General features: G+C 74.1%; 16 protein-coding genes. 12 read left to right on the forward strand and 4 right to left on the reverse strand.

What is annotated here, in order from left to right; translation table 11 throughout:
• Positions 1-14 precede the first annotated feature (14 nt).
• The 7 genes from Q0795_RS15985 to Q0795_RS16015 are packed head-to-tail and all read left to right on the forward strand — an operon-like array spanning position 15 to position 8,090.
• Positions 15-1,619 carry a family 10 glycosylhydrolase gene (locus tag Q0795_RS15985; RefSeq protein WP_298891339.1) on the forward strand — a complete coding sequence of 535 codons (1,605 nt, stop codon included), beginning with the start codon at positions 15-17 and terminating at the stop codon, positions 1,617-1,619.
• Entirely contained in the window at positions 1,616-2,380 is a 765-nt protein-coding gene (locus tag Q0795_RS15990) for a GntR family transcriptional regulator (protein WP_298891341.1), read from the forward strand. Before Q0795_RS15985 ends, Q0795_RS15990 begins: the two co-directional genes overlap by 4 nt.
• A gap of 47 nt (positions 2,381-2,427) precedes the next feature.
• Complete coding sequence (locus tag Q0795_RS15995) at positions 2,428-3,732, forward strand: sugar ABC transporter substrate-binding protein (RefSeq protein WP_298891343.1); 1,305 nt, start codon at positions 2,428-2,430, stop codon at positions 3,730-3,732.
• The gene (locus Q0795_RS16000; RefSeq protein ID WP_298891345.1) at positions 3,729-4,634 is read left to right on the forward strand and encodes a carbohydrate ABC transporter permease; all 906 of its coding nucleotides are present in this window, start codon (positions 3,729-3,731) and stop codon (positions 4,632-4,634) included. Before Q0795_RS15995 ends, Q0795_RS16000 begins: the two co-directional genes overlap by 4 nt.
• A complete protein-coding gene (locus tag Q0795_RS16005; RefSeq protein ID WP_298891347.1) occupies positions 4,631-5,452 on the forward strand; it encodes a carbohydrate ABC transporter permease in 822 nt (273 codons plus the stop codon). The genes Q0795_RS16000 and Q0795_RS16005 overlap by 4 nt, the downstream gene beginning before the upstream one ends.
• Entirely contained in the window at positions 5,449-6,939 is a 1,491-nt protein-coding gene (locus Q0795_RS16010; protein WP_298891349.1) for a glycoside hydrolase family 3 N-terminal domain-containing protein, read from the forward strand. The genes Q0795_RS16005 and Q0795_RS16010 overlap by 4 nt, the downstream gene beginning before the upstream one ends.
• A gap of 8 nt (positions 6,940-6,947) precedes the next feature.
• Positions 6,948-8,090, forward strand: a complete 1,143-nt coding sequence (locus Q0795_RS16015; protein WP_298891351.1) for an amidohydrolase family protein — start codon at positions 6,948-6,950, stop codon at positions 8,088-8,090.
• Positions 8,091-8,404: 314 nt separating this feature from the next.
• Here Q0795_RS16015 and Q0795_RS16020 read toward each other — a convergent pair whose 3' ends face one another.
• Together Q0795_RS16020 and Q0795_RS16025 are read right to left on the reverse strand one after the other, a co-directional pair.
• A complete protein-coding gene (locus Q0795_RS16020) occupies positions 8,405-9,688 on the reverse strand; it encodes a DUF6596 domain-containing protein (protein ID WP_298891353.1) in 1,284 nt (427 codons plus the stop codon).
• 5 nt (positions 9,689-9,693) lie between these two features.
• A complete protein-coding gene (locus Q0795_RS16025; RefSeq protein ID WP_298891355.1) occupies positions 9,694-10,047 on the reverse strand; it encodes a YciI family protein in 354 nt (117 codons plus the stop codon).
• A gap of 199 nt (positions 10,048-10,246) precedes the next feature.
• Here Q0795_RS16025 and ctlX point away from each other — a divergent pair, with 199 nt between their 5' ends.
• The 4 genes from ctlX (at position 10,247) to Q0795_RS16045 (ending at position 13,474) form a co-directional block, all read left to right on the forward strand.
• Entirely contained in the window at positions 10,247-11,311 is a 1,065-nt protein-coding gene (ctlX, locus tag Q0795_RS16030) for a citrulline utilization hydrolase CtlX (protein WP_298891357.1), read from the forward strand.
• A 193-nt stretch (positions 11,312-11,504) separates the two neighbouring features.
• Positions 11,505-11,891: a thiol-disulfide oxidoreductase DCC family protein gene (locus tag Q0795_RS16035; RefSeq protein ID WP_298891358.1), complete on the forward strand. Its 387-nt coding sequence runs from the start codon at positions 11,505-11,507 to the stop codon at positions 11,889-11,891.
• On the forward strand, positions 11,888-12,322 hold the full coding sequence (locus Q0795_RS16040; RefSeq protein ID WP_298891360.1) for an SRPBCC family protein: 435 nt from the start codon (positions 11,888-11,890) through the stop codon (positions 12,320-12,322). Before Q0795_RS16035 ends, Q0795_RS16040 begins: the two co-directional genes overlap by 4 nt.
• A 240-nt stretch (positions 12,323-12,562) precedes the next feature.
• Positions 12,563-13,474 (forward strand): TrmH family RNA methyltransferase, encoded by a 912-nt coding sequence (locus Q0795_RS16045; protein WP_298891362.1) that lies wholly within the window; start codon positions 12,563-12,565, stop codon positions 13,472-13,474.
• Positions 13,475-13,583: 109 nt separating this feature from the next.
• On the opposite strand, the gene Q0795_RS16050 is transcribed toward Q0795_RS16045, so the two are convergent.
• Together Q0795_RS16050 and Q0795_RS16055 are read right to left on the reverse strand one after the other, a co-directional pair.
• Positions 13,584-14,267, reverse strand: a complete 684-nt coding sequence (locus Q0795_RS16050; protein WP_298891364.1) for a haloacid dehalogenase type II — start codon at positions 14,265-14,267, stop codon at positions 13,584-13,586.
• Positions 14,264-16,942 carry a DEAD/DEAH box helicase gene (locus Q0795_RS16055; protein ID WP_298891366.1) on the reverse strand — a complete coding sequence of 893 codons (2,679 nt, stop codon included), beginning with the start codon at positions 16,940-16,942 and terminating at the stop codon, positions 14,264-14,266. Before Q0795_RS16055 ends, Q0795_RS16050 begins: the two co-directional genes overlap by 4 nt.
• Positions 16,943-16,986: 44 nt before the next feature.
• On the opposite strand from Q0795_RS16055, the gene Q0795_RS16060 reads away from it, so the two are divergent.
• On the forward strand, positions 16,987-17,307 hold the full coding sequence (locus tag Q0795_RS16060; protein ID WP_366942471.1) for a type II toxin-antitoxin system VapC family toxin: 321 nt from the start codon (positions 16,987-16,989) through the stop codon (positions 17,305-17,307).
• The last annotated feature ends 62 nt before the right edge of the window (positions 17,308-17,369 follow it).

Here is a 17,369-nt window from a genome sequence, read left to right on the forward strand (position 1 = left end):
GGACGTGAGAGCAGATGCCCGCACCGCACCCCCGCCACCGCCGCGCCCTCCTCGCCGGCGCCGTCCTCCCCCTCGGGGCCGCGCTCGCCCTCGGCGGTGCCGCGACCTCGCAGGCGGCCCCCGCGCCGACCGGAGCACCGTGGACGACGTGCAGCCCGGCGCCCGAGGCGCCGCTGCACGAGATGCGCGGGGTGTGGATCGCCAGCGTCGCCAACATCGACTGGCCCTCCCGGCCCGGGCTGAGCCCGCAGGAGGCGCAGGCCGAGCTCGAGGCGTGGTACGACGAGGCGCTGGCCTCCGGCCTCAACAGCGTGGTCGTGCAGGTCCGCCCCACGGCCGACACCTTCTGGCCCTCCGAGCTCGAGCCCAGCAGCGCCTGGCTCACCGGGGAGCAGGGCGCCGACTTCGGCGGCTGGGACCCGATGGCCTTCGCCGTCGAGGAGGCCCACGCGCGCGGCCTGGACTTCCACGCGTGGTTCAACCCCTACCGCGTCACCCTCACCGGCACCGACCCCTCGGTCCTGGCCGAGGACCACCCGGCCCGGGTCAACCCCGACTGGACCGTCGCCTACGGCGGCAAGCTCTACTACGACCCGGGTGTCCCGGCCGTCCGCGAGCACACCACCGCCGTCATCATGGAGGCGGTCGAGCGCTACGACATCGACGGCGTCCACTTCGACGACTACTTCTACCCCTACCCCGTGGCGGGCGAGGAGTTCCCCGACGACGAGAGCTACGCCGCCTACGGCGCGGGGTTCGCCGACCGCGGGGACTGGCGGCGCGACAACGTCAACCAGCTCATCGAGGGGCTGCACGAGCAGATCGAGGCCGCCAAGCCGCACGTCGCCTTCGGGGTCAGCCCGTTCGCCGTCTGGCGCAACGCCGGCACCGACCCGGAGGGCTCGGACACGACGGCCGGCGCGCAGACCTACGACGACCTGTATGCCGACACCCGCCGGTGGGTGCAGGAGGAGTGGATGGACTACGTCCTGCCCCAGGTCTACTGGGCCATCGGCTTCGAGCCGGCCGCCTACGACGTCCTGGTCCCCTGGTGGAGCGAGCAGGTGGAGGGCACCGACGTGGCGCTGTGGATCGGGCAGGCGACCTACAAGGTCGGCACCTCCACCCAGTCGCCGGAGTGGTCCGACCCCGCGGAGATGGTGCGCCACCTCGACCTCAACGAGCAGTACCCGCAGGTCACCGGGGACGTCTACTTCTCCGCCAAGGACGTCCGCGCCAACCGGCTCGACCACTGGTCGCTCCTGCAGGCCGAGCACTACGCCGACCCGGCCCTGCCGCCCGCGCTGAACCCCGGGACCACGCCCGAGGTCGACGCCCCGACGAGGGTCCGCACCGAGCGCACGGCCGAGGGCACCGCGGTGTCCTGGGCCCACGCCGGAGACGACGCCGGGTTCGCCGTCTACCGCGTCGAGGACGCCCGCGGCCCGGGCCGCGTCGACTGCGACGACCTGGACGCCGACAGCCTCGTCGCGGTCCTGGGCACCGGCGACACCGCCTGGACCGACCCCGAGGGCGACAAGCACGACGTCTACGTCGTCACCGCGCTCTCCGCCGACAACACCCAGTCCACCGCGTCCCGGCCGGTGCGCGGACGATGAGCGCCGAGCCGGCGCGCGAGCCGGTGCCCACGAACGGCTCCCGGGGCGCCAAGGCCGAGCTGGTGCGCCAGCGCCTGGAGGACCTCATCGCCCCGATGCGCCCCGGCGAGCCGCTGCCCGCGGAGCGCGACCTCGCGGCCCACCTCGGGGTCGCGCGGATGACCCTGCGCCGCGTGGTCGAGTCGCTCGTCGCCGACCACCGGCTCATCCGCCGGCCGGGGGCCGGGACGTTCGTCGCGCCCGAGCGGGTCGACCAGCAGCTGTCCGCCACGTCGTTCTCCACCGACATGCGCTCGCGCGGCATGACGCCGGGCGCGCACACGGTGTGGGCCCGCCAGCAGCCGGCCGGCATGATGCTCGCCTCGGTGCTGGGGGCCGACCCCACCTCCGCCGTCATCCACGTGCGCCGGGTCCGCACCGCCGACGGCGAGCCGATGGCGCTGGAGGACCTGCACGTCCCGGCCGAGCTCGTCCCCGGGCTGACCGGCGCCGATCTCGAGGACGCCTCGTTCTACCAGCTGCTCGAGGCGCGCTACGGGCTCACCATCAGCGCCGGGACCCAGACCATCGAGCCGCACCTCGTCACCGCCGAGGAGGCCGAGCAGCTGCACACCAGCGCCGGCTGCCCCGCCTTCCTCTTCGAGCGCACCTCCCGGGTCGCCGACGGACGGGTCGCGGAGTTCGTCCGCTCGGTCTACCGCGGCGACCGCTACCGCATCCTCGTCGACCTCTTCCCCGCCGCCCCCGGCGGACGACCCTGACCACGGCATACCGGCAGACCCACCACCACCACCGGAAGGACACCATCATGAAGCGCACCACCCGCCTGCTCGCGCTGGCGACGGCCACCACCCTCACGCTCACCGCCTGCGGCGGAGGCGGTGAGGACACCGGCTCGGGAGACGACGGATCCGGCGAGGCCATGGATGCCTCAGGTGAGACCCTGAGCGTCTGGATCATGGAGGGCACGAACCCCGATGCCACGCCCTTCTTCGAGGAGGTGAGCACGGCCTTCGAGGAGGAGACCGGCGCCACCCTGGACATCCAGTTCATCCCCTGGGCCTCGGCGCACGACCAGTTCGTCAACTCGATCGCCGGCGGCACCGGCCCGGACGTCGCGGAGGTGGGCACCACCTGGACCCCCGAGTTCGGGGACGCCGGCGCGCTGATGGACCTCGGCCCGCAGATCGAGGAGTCCGGCCTGGGCGACGCCTACGTGGAGAGCGTGCTGGAGTCCGGCACCTACGACGGTGCCGTCTACGGCGCCCCGTGGTATGCCGGCGTCCGCTCGATCATCTACCGCGCCGACCTCTTCGAGGAGAACGGCATCGAGCCGCCCACCACCTGGGACGAGCTGGCGGAGGCCGGTGACGCCCTCAAGGAGGCCGACCCGGACCTCATCCCCTTCCCGATCCCCAACTCGACGCACACCACCACCCCGTTCATCTGGGGTGCCGGCGGTGAGATCGCCGTGCAGGAGGGCGACACCTGGACCTCCGGCCTGGACTCCCCCGAGGCGGTCGAGGGCCTGGCCTACCTGGAGTCCCTGGTCGAGGAGCACGAGCTGTCCACCCCGGCCGCGAGCACGTGGAACGAGGCCGACACCCGCGACGCCTTCGCCCGCGGCGAGGCGGGCATGATCATCAGCGGCTCCTGGACCCCGAAGTCCATCGTCGAGGCCAACGCCGACCTGGAGGGCAAGCTGGGCGTCGTGCCGATCCCCGGCCCGGACGGCGGCATGTCGCCCTCCTTCGCGGGCGGCTCGCACCTGTCCGTCTTCGAGACGGCCGAGAACCAGGAGCTCGCCTGGACCTTCGTCGAGATGATGACGACCGGCGAGTATGCCCAGATGTGGGGCGAGCAGACCGGCTTCTTCCCCGCGACGGACGACCTGCTCACCCAGCTCGAGGAGGCCGAGGACCCGCTGGTCGCGCCGTTCGCCCTGCAGATGAAGGACGGCAGCGCCACGCTCCCGGTCACCCCGCTGTGGGGCCAGGTCGAGGGCGCGCAGACCATCCCCGCGATGATGGAGTCCATCCTCGGGGGCGGGGCCGACGCGGAGGAGGCCGCCACCACCGCTGCGGACGAGATGAACGAGATCTTCGGCTCGTGAGCTCGCCCGCCCTGGGGTCGGCGCGGCGGCCGTGGCTGCTGCTCGCGCCGACCCTGGCCGTCATCGGCATCCTGCTGCTGTGGCCCATGGTGCGGGTCGTCGTCCTGTCCTTCCAGGACTTCGGCCTGCGCGAGCTGGTCCGCGGCGGCGCCGAGCTGATCGGCCTGCAGAACTACCGCGACATCCTCACCGACGAGCGGCTGTGGCGGGTGGCGCTGCCCAACACCGTCGTCTTCGCCCTGGTCTGCGTCGTCCTGACCGTGGTCGTCGGCACCCTCGTGGCGCTGCTGCTGCACCGCCTCTCCCCCGGCTGGCGGACCCTGGTGATGATGGCGGTCATGGCGGCCTGGGCGATCCCGGCCGTGACCGGCACCTACGTCTGGGTCTACCTCTTCGACGCCCGGGCCGGCTTCCTCACCGGCGTGCTCGGCCAGCTAGGGCTCGTCGACGTCGCCACCCAGAACCTCTTCACCGAGCGCGGCTGGTTCTACGCCATCGCCACCCTCAACGTCGTCCACCACGGCTTCCCGTTCGTCGCGGTGACCGTGCTCGCCGGGCTCGTGACGATCCCCTCCGAGCTGCCCGAGGCGGCGATGATCGACGGCGCCAACGCCTGGCAACGGTTCCGGCACGTCACCCTGCCCATGCTCAAGCCGGTCTTCGCCATCGTCACCATCCTGTCCACCATCTGGGACTTCAAGGTGTTCACGCAGATCTACCTCATGCCCGGCGGCGACGGCTCCAACCGTGAGGTGCTCAACCTGGGCACGTGGAGCTACATCACCGCCATGTCGCAGAACCAGTTCGGTCTCGGCGCGGCGATCGCCGTGCTGCTCACCGTCCTGCTGCTGGTCATCACGGCGGTCTACCTGCGGACGCTGTTCAAGGAGGAGGAGCTGTGAGGCGGCTGCTCGGGCGCGGCGGGCTGGTCCTGGCCAGCGTCGTCGTCGTGGTCTTCAGCATCTTCCCGGTGTTCGTCATGGTCGGCACCGCGCTCGACCCGGCCGCCAACGCGGGCGGGCGCGGCGTCATACCCTCCGGGATTTCCTTCGAGCACTTCGGGCGGGTGCTCTCGGAGACCCGATTCCCGGACTACCTGCTCAACTCGCTCATCGTCGCGGTGGTCACCGTCGTGGCGAGCGGCCTGCTGGCGCTCTTCGCCGCCGTGGCCGTGGCCCGCTTCCGCTTCTCCGGGCGCACCAAGATCCTCATGATGATCCTCATCGTGCAGATGGTGCCGATGGAGGCGCTCGTCATCCCGTTGTTCCTGCAGGCCAAGACCCTGGGCCTGCTCAACAGCCTGCTGGGGCTCTCGGTGGTCTACATCGCCTTCAGCCTGTCCTTCGCGATCTGGACGCTGCGCGGCTTCGTCGCCGCGGTGCCGGTCGAGCTGGAGGAGGCGGCCTACCTCGACGGGGCGAGCTGGTGGCAGATGTTCTGGAAGGTGCTCTTCCCGCTCGTCGCTCCCGGGCTGGTCGCGGTCAGCGTGTTCAGCTTCATCCTGGCGTGGAACGAGTTCATCTTCGCGCTCACCTTCATGGCCGACGACGACATGTACACCGCCGCCGTCGGCCTGCGGACCTTCTTCACCCGCGGGGGCACCGACTGGGGTGCCGTCATGGCGGCCAGCTCGATCATCACCGTCCCGGTCATGATCTTCTTCGTCGCCGTCCAGTCGCGGCTCTCCAGCGGACTCATGTCAGGAGCGACCAAGGGATGACCGGAACCGACGCATCCACCGACGACCAGCTGCTGCGCCGGGCGGCGCTCGGCGTGCTCGTCCCCGGCTTCGTGGGGACGACCCTGCCGGACTGGCTCGGGGAGCTGCTCGAGGAGGGTATGGCCGGCGTCTGGCTCTTCGGCCACAACGTCCAGGACGACGAGCAGGTGAGGGCGCTCTCCGCGCAGGTGCACGCGCGACGTCCGGAGGCCCTGGTGGCCGCGGACGAGGAGGGCGGCACGGTCACCCGGCTGCACCACCGGGACGGCTCCCCGTGGCCGGGGGCGTGGGCACTGGGGGTGGCCGACGATGTCGCGCTCACCCGGGAGGTGATGGCCGGTCTGGGCCGGCAGCTGCGGGAGGTCGGCATCGACGTCACCGCCGCGCCGGACGCGGACGTCAACACCGAGCCGGCGAACCCGGTCATCGGGGTGCGCTCCTTCGGACCGGACGCCGAGCGGGTCGCCGGGCACGTCGCGGCGGCCGTCGAGGGCCTGGACGAGGCGGGCGTCCTCGCCTGCGCCAAGCACTTCCCCGGCCACGGCTCGACCCGCGTCGACTCCCACCTCGACCTGCCGGTGCTGGACGTCGACGACGAGGTCCTGCGGGCGCGCGAGCTGGTGCCCTTCGCCGCCGCGGTCCACGCGGGGGTGCCGATGGTCATGACCGGCCACCTGGTGGTGCCCGGGCACGGCGACCTCCCGGCCACGCTCAACCCCTCGGTGCTGCGCGTGCTGCGAGAAGACCTCGGCTTCGAGGGCGTCATCTGCACCGACGCCCTCGACATGGCCGCGGTGGCGCAGGGCTGGGGCCGGGCCGGGGCGGCCGTGCTGGCCCTCGCCGCCGGCGCCGACCTGCTGTGCATCGGCAACCCCGTCCACCCCGGCGACTACGACGCCCGGCAGGACACCCTGGCGCTGGCCGACGCGGTCGTCGGCGCCGTGCGGCGGGGTGACCTATCCCGGGAGCGGCTGCTCGAGGCGGCCGGGAGGGTGGCCCGGCTGGGTCGGCAGCAGGCGCAGCGGCGGGGCGCACCGAGCGAGCAGACCAGCGACGCGGCGGCGGCCCGGGCGGGGAGGGCCGCCGCCGCGCGCGCCGTGCGGGTGGTCGGGCAGACCCCCGTGCTGCGCGGCCCGGACGTCGCCGCGCTGGGCGGTGGCGCCAACATCGCCAGCGGCGCGCGCCAGGAGGTCCTCACCCGGGTCCTGGCGCGAGAGCTCGGGGGCCGGGTCGTGGAGCCGTCGAGGGCTGTCGCCGACACCACCGACCGTGGTGGACTGGTCCTCGTGAGCGACGACCACACCGACCTCGGTGACGACGCCGGCGCCGAGATCGCCCGCGCACTGCTGGCCCGGTGCGACGTCCTCGTGCACACCGGGATCCGGGAGCTGCCGGACGGGGACGCGCCGGCCTGCGTGGTGCGGACCCATGGTGGGGGCGCCGCGAGCGCGGCCGCCGCCGCCGACGTCCTGCGGGGGGCCCGATGAGGGAGCGGATGATCATCTCCGGCGAGCAGGTCCTGTGGCCCGACGGCACCCTCGCCGGGGGCTGGATCGCCGTGGAGGGTGACCGGATCACCCAGGTCGGGCGGGACGCCCCGCTCTACCCCGCCGACCGGCACACCCCGTTCCTGGCCCCGGGGTTCGTCGACATGCACTGCCACGGCGGGGGCGGGCATACCTTCGCCACGACCGACCCGGACGAGGTCCGCGCCGCCGCCGCGACCCACCACGCGGCGGGCACGACCACGGTGGTCGCCTCCCTCGTCTCGGCCGACCCGCAGACCCTGCTCGGGCAGGTCCGCGCGCTGGCGCCGCTCGTGCGCGGCACGATGATCGCCGGCATCCACCTGGAGGGTCCCTGGCTGAGCCCGCTGCACCGCGGCGCGCACCGGCTGGAGGACCTGCGCAACCCGGACCCGGCGGAGATCGACGCGCTGCTGGAGGCCGGCGCCGGCACGATCTGCATGGTGACCCTCGCACCGGAGCTGCCCGGCGGGATGGAGGCGGTCCGCCGGTTCGTCGCGGCCGGCGTGGTGGTCGCCGTGGGGCACACCGACGCCGACGCCGACCAGCTGCGCGAGGCGGTCGACGCCGGGGCCACCGTGGTCACCCACCTCTTCAACGCCATGCGTCCCCTGCACCACCGTGACCCCGGCCCGGTGGTGGCCGCCCTCGCCGACCCCCGGCTCGCGGTCGAGCTCATCGTGGACGGCGTCCACGTCCATCCCGACGTCGTGGAGCTCACGGTGCGCAGCACCCTGTCGCGGATCGTGCTGGTGAGCGACGCCATGGCCGGTGCGGCGGCCGCGGACGGCCGCTACCGCCTCGGCCCGATGGACGTCGAGGTGGTCGACGGGGTGGCACGGACCCTGGACAACGGGAGCATCGCCGGGAGCACCCTCACGCTCGACCGGGCGGTGCGCACCAGCGTCGCGGCCGGGGTCGCACGCTGCGCGGCCCTGCTGTCGGCGACCTGGGGCCCGGCCCGGACCCTCGGGCTGGACGCCGGCCAGCTGGCGCCCGGGCACCGCGCCGATGTCGTGGGTCTCGACCGTGACCTGGGCGTGCGCCTCGTCCTGCGGCACGGCGAGCTCCTCCGAGACGACGTGGCGGACCGTCCCCCCCACGACGACTGAGCCGACCTGCAGCAGGGCTGCAGACCGGCTCAGTCCCGGGTTCACGAGCTCACGCGTCCGGGTGGCACCACTCCAGCGTGCGAGATGGACCGCCGGACTCCGTGTCCGCCAGCTCGATGGACCTGTCGGTGATCGCCTGTGATGTGGTCTCCACGTCGATCACCGTGTGGCGCACCGACGCGTCGCCGCGCCGTGCGCCGGGGAAGAGACAGTTGCTCTCACGGTGCTGACGGTACGTCTGTCGGGCCCGCAGCGAAAGGTCCTGTGACAAACCTTTGCCGAAGCGAGACCTTGGCGACCCTGGGCAACGGTCCTCAGCACTCGATGCCGATGTCGCCCTGGCAGCCGACCTCGGGCCCGACCGGCCCGGTCATCTCGTCGCGGCGCCGCCGCAAGTGGGCGCGCTCGGTCTCGTTGCCGCACGCGGCCAGGGCGGTGTCGAGCTGCTGGAGCGCCGCGGCCACCTGGCCCGACCGGGCGAGCAGCTCGGCGCGGATCGCGGGCAGCCGGTGGCTGCCCGCGATCTGGAGACCGTCGAGGGCGGCGAGGCCGGCCTGCGGACCGTGCGCCTCCGCGACGGCGACGGCCCGCGCCAGCCGGGCGGGCGGCGACGGGGCGAGGACCAGCAGCTGGTCGTAGAGCGCGACGACACGGTCCCACCTCGTCTGCGCGCTGCCCGGGGAGGCGGCGTGCTCGGCGGCGACGAGCGCCTGCAGCAGGTAGGTCCCCGCCAGCTCCGGCAGCGGGGTCCCGACGACCACGGGCGAGGCGAGCAGCTGCCGAGCCTCCTCGATCTCGCGGTGGTGCCACCGGTCGCGGTCCTGGTCGGCCAGCAGCACCAGCCGGCCCTGGTCGTCCACGCGGGCGTCCCGGCGGGAGTGCTGCAGCAGCACTAGCGCCAGCAGGGCCGTGAGCGTGGGGTCCTCGGGTCGCAGCGCGCGCACCGTGCGGACCAGCCGCACCGCCTCTCCCGCGAGCTCGGCGCGCAGCAGGTGCGGGCCGCTGGCCGGGGCGTACCCGGCCGTGAAGGCGAGGTATGCCGTCTGCGCGACGGTCTCGAGGCGCCCGGGCAGGGCGGCGAGGTCGGGGACGGCGAAGGGGATGCCGGCGGTGACGATCTTCTTCTTCGCGCGGGTGAGGCGGGCGGCCATGGTGGGCTCGGGCACGAGGAAGAGCGCGGCGACGTCGTGGGTGCTCACGCCCAGCACCAGCCGCAGGGCCAGCGCGCTCGCGGCCTCCGGGACCAGGGCCGGGTGGGTGCACATCAGCACCAGCCGCAGCAGGTCGTCCTCGACCAGGTCACCGGGGTCGGCCATGGCCCGCGGGGGACGGCGGTCGAGGTCGGTCGCGAGCAGCCCGCGGCGCCGGCCGGCCATCGCCTCGGCACGGAGCCGGTCGACGACGCGGCGGCGGGCCACGGTCTGCAGCCAGCCGGCCGGGTTGGCCGGCGCGCCGTCCCGCGGCCACTGCCGGGCGGCGGCCTCCACCGCGTCGCCGAGGGCGTCCTCGACGAGGTCGAGGCGCCGGAAACGGGCGAGGAGCAGGGCGACCAGGCGGCCCCACTCCTCGCGCACGACCTCGTCGAGCTCGGTGGGCATCGCGGTCAGGAGGGGTCGATCACCGGGCTGACCTGCATGTCGTAGGGCGGCAGCACCGTGAGCAGGTCGAGCACCACGTCGAGGTCAGGAGCCTCGAGCAGGTAGAACCCGCCGAGCTGCTCGACCGCCTCGGCGTAGGGACCGTCGGTGACCGTGCGCTCGCCGCCACGGGTGCGGACGACCGTCGCCGTGTCACCCGCCCCCAGCGCCTCGGCGGCGAGGATCTCCACGCCCTCCCGGTCCCGGCAGGCGGCGTCGAAGGACTCGAACTGCCCCATGATCGCCTGCTTGTCCGCCTCGCTCATCGTGGACCAGGCGGGCACCTCCCCGTCGGCCGCGAGCAGCACGAGATACCTCATCGCTGCCACCTCCTCGTCCCACCCGGGCACCCCGGGGTGCCGGTGCTGCGAACGGTGCGTCGCCTCATACGTCTCTCCTCATCGTCTCCGCGGGCCGCCGGGCGCGACCTCACCAGCATGTCGGACGAGGAGGCGCGAGATCGACAGATCACTCAGGACTTTTTCGGGGGCAGGCCCGGCATGCCCTAGATTGCCGGGCGTGAGCGCCCAAGCCCCGTCCTCTGTCATCCTCATCCGTGCCGAGAACTTCGTGCCCAACCCGGCCACCGCCACCGACAACGCCTTCCAGCACGACGTGCCCGTGGGGCAGTCGGTCGAGGTGACCTCGGCGGCGGCGCTGGCGGAGATGGACGCGGTGGCGCAGGCGCTGCGGGACGTCGGGGTGCGGGTCCACGTCTTCAGCGACGCCGACCACACCCGGCCGGACAGCGTCTTCCCGAACAACTGGCTGTCCACGCACCCGGGCGGCTACGTCGCGGTCTACCCGATGTATGCCTCGAACCGCCGGCACGAGCGGCGCGGCGACATCCTGGAGATGCTCAAGGCGGACTACCGGCTGCAGACGATCGTCGACTACTCCGGGCTCGAGCCGGACGGCATCTTCCTGGAGGGCACCGGCGCGATGGTGCTGGACCACGTCTCCCGGGTGGCCTACACGGCCGTCAGCCACCGGGCCGACACGCACGTGCTGGAGCGCTTCTGCAGCGACTTCAACTACGAGCCGATGCCGTTCGAGGCGGTCGACGCGGGCGGGGTGCCGGTCTACCACACCAACGTCATCGCCTGCATCGGTACCGACGTCGCGCTCATCGCCCTCGACATGATCCGCGACGAGCAGCGCCGCCGGGAGGTGCGCGAGCGGCTGGAGGTCACCGGGCGCGAGATCGTCGAGCTCAGCGAGCACCAGGTGCGGGAGTTCGCGGGCAACGCTGTCGAGCTGCTGGGGCGGACCCCGGAGGGTCGGCGGCAGCACGTCATGGCCATGTCCGGGCGGGCCCGGCGCAGCCTCACCGGGCCGCAGATCACCGCGATCGAGCGGTCCTGCCAGATCGTGTCGGTGGACATCCCCACCATCGAGCTGGCCGGTGGCTCGGTGCGGTGCATGATCGCCGGGGTCCACCTGGACCCTCGTCGCACCGGGGCGCCCGAGCCGACGGCGACCGCCGAGGCCATCGACGAGGCGCCGGTCAGCGCGGACGGCCAGGTGGAGGAGCCCCGCCCGCGGAGCACCGGCCGCGAGGCCGAGCAGCCGCAGCCGGTCTGAGGGCGCCGAGCGCACCGAGGTACCGAGCGCTGATCCAGGGGCTCCCCTGACCGGTCGAGGGGCCCGCTGCCTCGTCGGGACGCCCGGTCGAGGGGCCCGCTGCCTCGTCGGGACGCCCGGTCGAGGGGCCCGCTGCCTCGTCGGCACGCCCGGTCGACTCGCCGCCGGGCCCCCGGTGCGCGAGCATGAGGTCATGACGACCACACCCCGGCGGCGGCCCCTCGCGCTCTACGACGGCGACTGCGGCTTCTGCACGCGGGCGGCGGGGTGGATCCCGCGGCTGGGCGCCCGGGTGGACGTCTCGTCGCTGCAGGAGCACGACCTCGCCGCCCTGGGCGTCGACGCCGGGCGCACCGAGCTGGAGATGCCGGTGGTGCTGCCCGGCGGGCAGGTCGCCTATGGCCACCGTGCGTGGGCGCAGATCCTCGCCCACTGCCCCCAGCCGCTGCGGACCCTCGGGCTGGTCCTGGGCTCGCGGGTCATGGAGCGCCCGGGCGCCGCCGTCTACCGGCTGGTGGCGGCCAACCGGGGTCGGCTGCCCGGCGGCACCGCCCAGTGCGCCGTCCCGGACCACGGGTGAGGAGCAGCGAGGTCTCGACCTCGGCGCGCGGGCCGCTGCCGGTCGACGAGGCCTGGGAGCGGTATGCGGACCCCACCCGCTGGGCGGACTGGGCGCCGCACCTGCGCCGCGTCGAGGTCGACGGGGTGCCCGCCGGGGTTTCGACCCGGCTGCACGCGGGGATGTCCGGTCGGGTGCACGGGACGCTCGGGCTCGCGGTGGACTTCGTCGTCACCGCGGTGGACGAGCCGACGCGGACGTGGTCGTGGACCGTGCGGCTGGTGCGCCCGGTGCCGGGCCCCTTCCGCCTCGACCTGCACCACACCCTCGTGGACGTCCCGGACAGCACCGGGTCGAGCACCGAGGCCGGCCTCGTGCTGCGCGGGCCGGCACCCGTCGTGCTCGCCTACCGGCCGGTGGCGCGGTGGGCGCTGCGACGCCTGGTGAGCTAGCTCGAGATTCCTGCGCCAGCTGATCATCACCCTCGACGGGGTCGTCGACTCCCCCGGCATCCGGCTGTTCGCCGACGGGCCGCACCAGAGGCTCACGCTGGTGGAGTCGCAGACCTACGGCAACGAGGTCACCATGGCCGTGTACGACGTCCGGCACTGAGGACGATGCCGGGCGGCGGGGCTGGCGAGTCCCGGGGGATCGGTGACTGGTCGAGTCGGGCGGTCTGGTTCGATCGGGGTATGCCCGCCCCCCGCCGGACGCTGCGCGTCACCACCCGCAACGCGACCTTCCAGCGGTGGGAGTCGTTCCTGGGCAACCGCCGGGCACGGCACCGGGCGGGTGAGTTCCTCGTGCACGGCGTCCGCCCGATCGACCAGGCGCTGGCCCACGGCTGGCCGGTGCGCGCGCTGCTGCGCCCGCTCGGCGGCCGGCCCTCAGAGTGGGCCGCCCACGTGTGGGCGGACGCGGCTGGCGAGCGCTTCGAGGTCGCGCCCGGGCTGCTGGCCGAGCTGGCCCAGCGGGAGGACGAGCGGACCGAGTTCGTCGCCGTGGTCGGGATGCCCGCCGACGACCTGGGGCGGGTGGCGGGGTCGGCGGGGACTGAGGCAGCGACGACGCACGGTCTCGGTGCTGCTGCGGTCGAGGGTCGTGCGGGCGGTCCTGCAGCGTCGAGCGACCGGCCGCCGCTGGTCACGGTCTTCGACCGGCCGGGGCAGCCCGGCAACATCGGGACGCTGCAGCGCTCGATCGACGCCTTCGGGGGCACCGGCCTCGTGGTGACCGGGCACGCGGCCGACCCCTACGACCCCAAGGCGGTCCGCGCCTCGACCGGCTCCTGCTTCGCCGTCCCGACCGTGCGCGTCGACGCGGCGCAGTCGGTGCTCGACTGGGTGGAGGCGCAGCGTCGGGTCGGGGTGCCGATGCAGGTCTGGGGCACCGACGAGCACGGCGAGACCGACCTGTCGGCCGTGCCCTGGGAGCTGCCGACCGTGCTCGTGCTGGGCAACGAGACGCGCGGCATGGCGAAGACGTGGCGCGAGGCCTGCGACGGCGTCCTCAGCATCCCCATGGTGGGGTCGGCCAGCTCGCTCAACGCGGCCGTCGCCGGGTCGATCGTGCTGCACGCCGCGATGCGCGGCCGCTCACGCTGACTCCTGCGCGGAAGTGTTACCTCTGCCCTGATGCATCCCGGCAGAGGTGCATCTTCGGCACACGAGTCGGGGTCTGGCCGCTCACGCTCGCTCCCGCGTCAGCCCGCCGTCAGCTCTCGGCGGCCCCCAGCCGGCGGGCCAGGTCGTCGATCCCGTTGACGGTGAGCTCGGGGGCGGCCAGGTGGCCGGGGTACCGGGCCGCGCCGCGCTCGACCCACGCCGTCCGCAGCCCGGCCGCCCGGGCGCCGTGCAGGTCCCAGGGGTGCACCGCGACGAGCATCGCGTCGGCGGGGGCGACCCGGCATACCTCGAGGGCATAGGCGTAGGACTCCGGCGCCGGCTTCCACCGCGGCGCGTCCTCGACGGTCAGCAGCCGCTCGAAGCGGTCGAGCAGCCCGGCCCGCTCGAGGAGCCCCTGCGCCACCGCCGTCGACCCGTTGCTCAGCGTCACCAGGCGCACGCCGGCGTCGTGGAGCCGGCGCACCCCCGCCTCGACGTCCTGGTGCAGCGCGAGCCGGCCGAAGCCAGCCAGCACGTGCTCGACCGCCCCCTCCACCTCGGTATGCCGCAGCTCGCGCGCGAGCATCGGCCGGAGCACGGCGCGACCGACGTCGGCGAAGCGCGGGTTGTCGCCGGCCGCATGGAGGGCGAAGCCGTCCCGCAGCAGCGAGGCGAACCACGTCGTGGCCATCGCCCGAGGGGCACCCACCTCGACGAACCGGTCGGCCATCGGGCTCATGTCGGACAGGGTCTCGTTGACGTCGAAGATCAGGAGTGCCGGCGCGGAGGTCATCGCCCCATCATGGCCGTGTCGTCCTCCGCCGGGAAGAGCCGTGCCCGCTCGGCGGCGACGACCCGCCGGGCGAGGTCGGCCTCGCTGAGGTCGTAGGCCTCGGGAGCGCTCCGGGCGGTCTCGCTGACCCGCGCGTACGTGTCGAAGGCGCCGGCCTTGACCGAGAGCAGCTCGACCAGCCGCTCGTCGACGCTGTCCTCGGTGAGCGGGCGGTGCACCTGGACGGTCTGCAGCTGGCCCATCCGGCGGGCCCGCGCGACCGCCTGCCACTCGGTGGTGGGCTTGAGCTGCGGCTCGCAGAGCACCACGACCGAGGCCGCCTGGATGTTGAGCCCGACCCCCACGGCCTGGATCTGCGCGACCAGGGCGGCCCCGCCGGCCGCCCGGGAGAAGTCGTCGACGACCTGCTGGCGGCGGGCCGGCGGCACCGAGCCGGTGAGCGGCCCGAAGACCGGCCCCGGCAGGCTCGCCGCGACCCGGTCCAGCACGTCGCGGAAGTAGGAGAAGACGATGACGCGGCGGCCGTTCTCCTCCGCCTCGGCCACGACCTCGAGCAGGTGGGCGAGCTTGGCCGACCGCATCCCCGAGGCGAAGGCGGCCCGCCGCATCGCCATGAAGCTGCCGGACGCGACGGCGTCGCGGTAGGCCGCCTCGTCGGCCGCGGACAGCTCGAGCCACTCCTCCACCTCGACCAGCTCGGGGAGCTCGACGAGGACGTCCTCGGTGTTGCGGCGCAGGTAGACGGGGGCGATGCGGCGGCGGAAGTCCACCGGGGAGGCGCCGAGACCGTCCAGCAGGTCGGGGCGCAGGTAGCCGACGAGCGTCGCGAACTCGCCCACCCTGTTCTCCAGCGGGGTGCCGGTGAGCAGCAGGACGTGCTGGGTGCGGGCGACGAGCGCCGCCACCCGGCGGGAGCGCTGGGCGGCAGGGTTCTTGACGTAGTGCGCCTCGTCGACCACCAGCGCGTCGACCTCGAACCCGTCCAGATCCTCGCCGAGGGCCGCGAGCGTGGAGTAGGTGGTGACCGCGACTCCCCCGTCGGCGCGCCACCGTGCCAGCTCGGCCCGCCGGTCGGCGCCGTGCAGCCGGCGCGGCTCGAGCCCGGTCTTCGCGTCGACCTCGCGCACCCAGCTGCTGAGGACGGCCGCAGGGCAGACGACGAGGAACCAGCGGGCTCCCTCGGTGGCGCGGTGGGCGAGCACGGCGAGCGCCTCGACGGTCTTGCCCAGGCCCATCTCGTCTCCGATGAGGACCTTCTCCTGGACGAGGGCGAAGCGGGCGGCGAAGCTCTGGTATCCGCGCAGCGGCACCGTGAGGTATGCCGTGTCCAGCTCCTGGGCGCGGACCGCCTCGACGACGTCCTCGGGCAGGTCGCCGTGCGTGCCGGTCTCCTCCACGAGGCCGAGCTCGGAGAGCAGCGCGAGGTAGTGCGCCGGACGCTCGGCGAAGTCGGCCCAGGGGTCGTCCTGCTGCGCCCGGGCGAGGGCGTCGCGCAGCTCGCGGGCCCGCTCCAGGACGGGGAGGACGAGGTCGAGCAGGTCCTGGGCCGGGGCGTCGCCGAGGACGGCGAGGTGGGTGGTGCGGTCGGTGACGTGGTCGGCGAGCGGCAGCAGCGTCTGGGCGAGGGCCACCAGGTCGGTCGCCTTGGCGGTCTGGCGCAGCAGGTCCCAGGTATGCAGCCGCTCCAGCAGGCGGGTCGCCTGCGGGGTGCGGTCGCCGGGGTCGAGCCGGACGGGCGCGTCGTCGAGCGCGAGAGTGCGCAGGGTCTGGGCGGCGCCGCGCATGCGCCGCGCGGTGACCGGGCCGACGCCGGGAACGGCGTCGAGGTCGTGGCCGTGGTCGTGGTCTCGCGCCAGGACCTGCGCCACGGTGGTGATGCCCGCCTCGGTCAGGGGGCCGATGCGCAGGCGCTCGCCGGTGGCCTCGCGGAGCCGGTCGACCGGCATCTGCGCCAGCAGCCGGTCCGCCGCGACGGCGCGCACGGCCTCGCCGGCGGCCAGGGCATGCTGCCGGGTCTCGTCGGCGCGGGTGATGACCGTGGCGAGGGGCGGCAGCACGGCGGGAAGGTCACGTACGTCGCGCAGGTCGGGCGCACCGCGCGCGTCGCCGACCGCGATGACCTCCTGGTGGTCGGTGGGGCCGCCGAGCAGGTCGACCAGACCCACGTGCGGGTGGAGGGCGGACCCGCGGGCGAGCGGCAGGGTGGGTTCGCGGGTCTGTGCGTCCAGCCGGGCCAGCCAGGCCTCGGGGTCCGCGCCCCAGTCGCGCTGGTGCAGCAGCAGCCACTCCGCCTGCGCCTCCGCCCGGGCCCGGCGGGCGCCGAAGGTCACGAGGCGGCGCAGCCCGACGAGCGGCCGGGCGGCCTCGACCGCCCGCGGCACCCGCAGGGCCAGGTCGTCCAGCACCGCCCGCTCCGACGCGCTGAGGCCGGTCAGCGCGGCCCGAGCGGCGAGCTGGCCCAGCAGGACGTCGTCCCCCCGGCCGAGGGTGAGCGCCCGCCACCCGCGCGTGCCCGCGGGCCGCAGCCGCGTCATACGGGCGGTGAGCCGGGCGCCCGCGTCCTCGGCAGCCCGGGTGACCTCCCGGCGGTGCGCGTGCACGCGCGCGGCGACCGGGGCCAGCCGCTCCCCCTGCGCGATCACCTCCTCCAGGCGCGCCCGCTCGTCCCTGTCCATCACCGGGGAGCGTAGCGGGGCGGTCCGACGAGATCGACCGGCTCGTGCGCGAGCACCAGGTCGCGAGCACCGAGCTCGTGTTCGCCGAGGTGCTCGAGGTGCTGCGCCACTTCTGCAGCCGGGGAGAGATGACGGACGAACGTGCGGCCGAGGCGGTCGAGGACCTGCTGGACCTCGACCTGCACCTGCACCGGCTGAGTCCCCTGGCGCCGCACATGTGGGCCCTGCGGAGTGCGATCTCCGCCTACGACGCGGCCTACGTCGCCCTCGCGGTGGGGTTGGACGCCATGCTGGTCACCACCGACCGGCGGCTCGCTCGCAAAACCTCCCTGCACTGCGTGGTGGCCGACCTGCCGCACCAGTGACCTGGCGGCTGGGCGGAGGGCATCCCGGTGGGTCCCGGATAGGGTGACGAGACGCAGCACCC

Source organism: uncultured Serinicoccus sp. (assembly GCF_947487915.1).
Taxonomy (GTDB): domain Bacteria; phylum Actinomycetota; class Actinomycetes; order Actinomycetales; family Dermatophilaceae; genus Ornithinicoccus.

Excerpts from the sequence above, each read along its gene's own strand:
- Q0795_RS16035 (WP_298891358.1), top strand. The coding sequence starts at position 11,505 with ATGACGACCACACCCCGGCGGCGGCCCCTCGCGCTCTACGACGGCGAC.
- Q0795_RS16015 (WP_298891351.1), top strand. The coding sequence starts at position 6,948 with ATGATCATCTCCGGCGAGCAGGTCCTGTGGCCCGACGGCACCCTCGCC.
- Q0795_RS16010 (WP_298891349.1), top strand. The coding sequence starts at position 5,449 with ATGACCGGAACCGACGCATCCACCGACGACCAGCTGCTGCGCCGGGCG.
- Q0795_RS16045 (WP_298891362.1), top strand. The coding sequence starts at position 12,563 with ATGCCCGCCCCCCGCCGGACGCTGCGCGTCACCACCCGCAACGCGACC.
- Q0795_RS16050 (WP_298891364.1), bottom strand. The coding sequence starts at position 14,267 with ATGACCTCCGCGCCGGCACTCCTGATCTTCGACGTCAACGAGACCCTG.
- Q0795_RS15985 (WP_298891339.1), top strand. The coding sequence starts at position 15 with ATGCCCGCACCGCACCCCCGCCACCGCCGCGCCCTCCTCGCCGGCGCC.
- Q0795_RS15990 (WP_298891341.1), top strand. The coding sequence starts at position 1,616 with ATGAGCGCCGAGCCGGCGCGCGAGCCGGTGCCCACGAACGGCTCCCGG.
- Q0795_RS16025 (WP_298891355.1), bottom strand. The coding sequence starts at position 10,047 with ATGAGGTATCTCGTGCTGCTCGCGGCCGACGGGGAGGTGCCCGCCTGG.
- Q0795_RS16055 (WP_298891366.1), bottom strand. The coding sequence starts at position 16,942 with ATGGACAGGGACGAGCGGGCGCGCCTGGAGGAGGTGATCGCGCAGGGG.
- Q0795_RS16020 (WP_298891353.1), bottom strand. The coding sequence starts at position 9,688 with ATGCCCACCGAGCTCGACGAGGTCGTGCGCGAGGAGTGGGGCCGCCTG.
- Q0795_RS15995 (WP_298891343.1), top strand. The coding sequence starts at position 2,428 with ATGAAGCGCACCACCCGCCTGCTCGCGCTGGCGACGGCCACCACCCTC.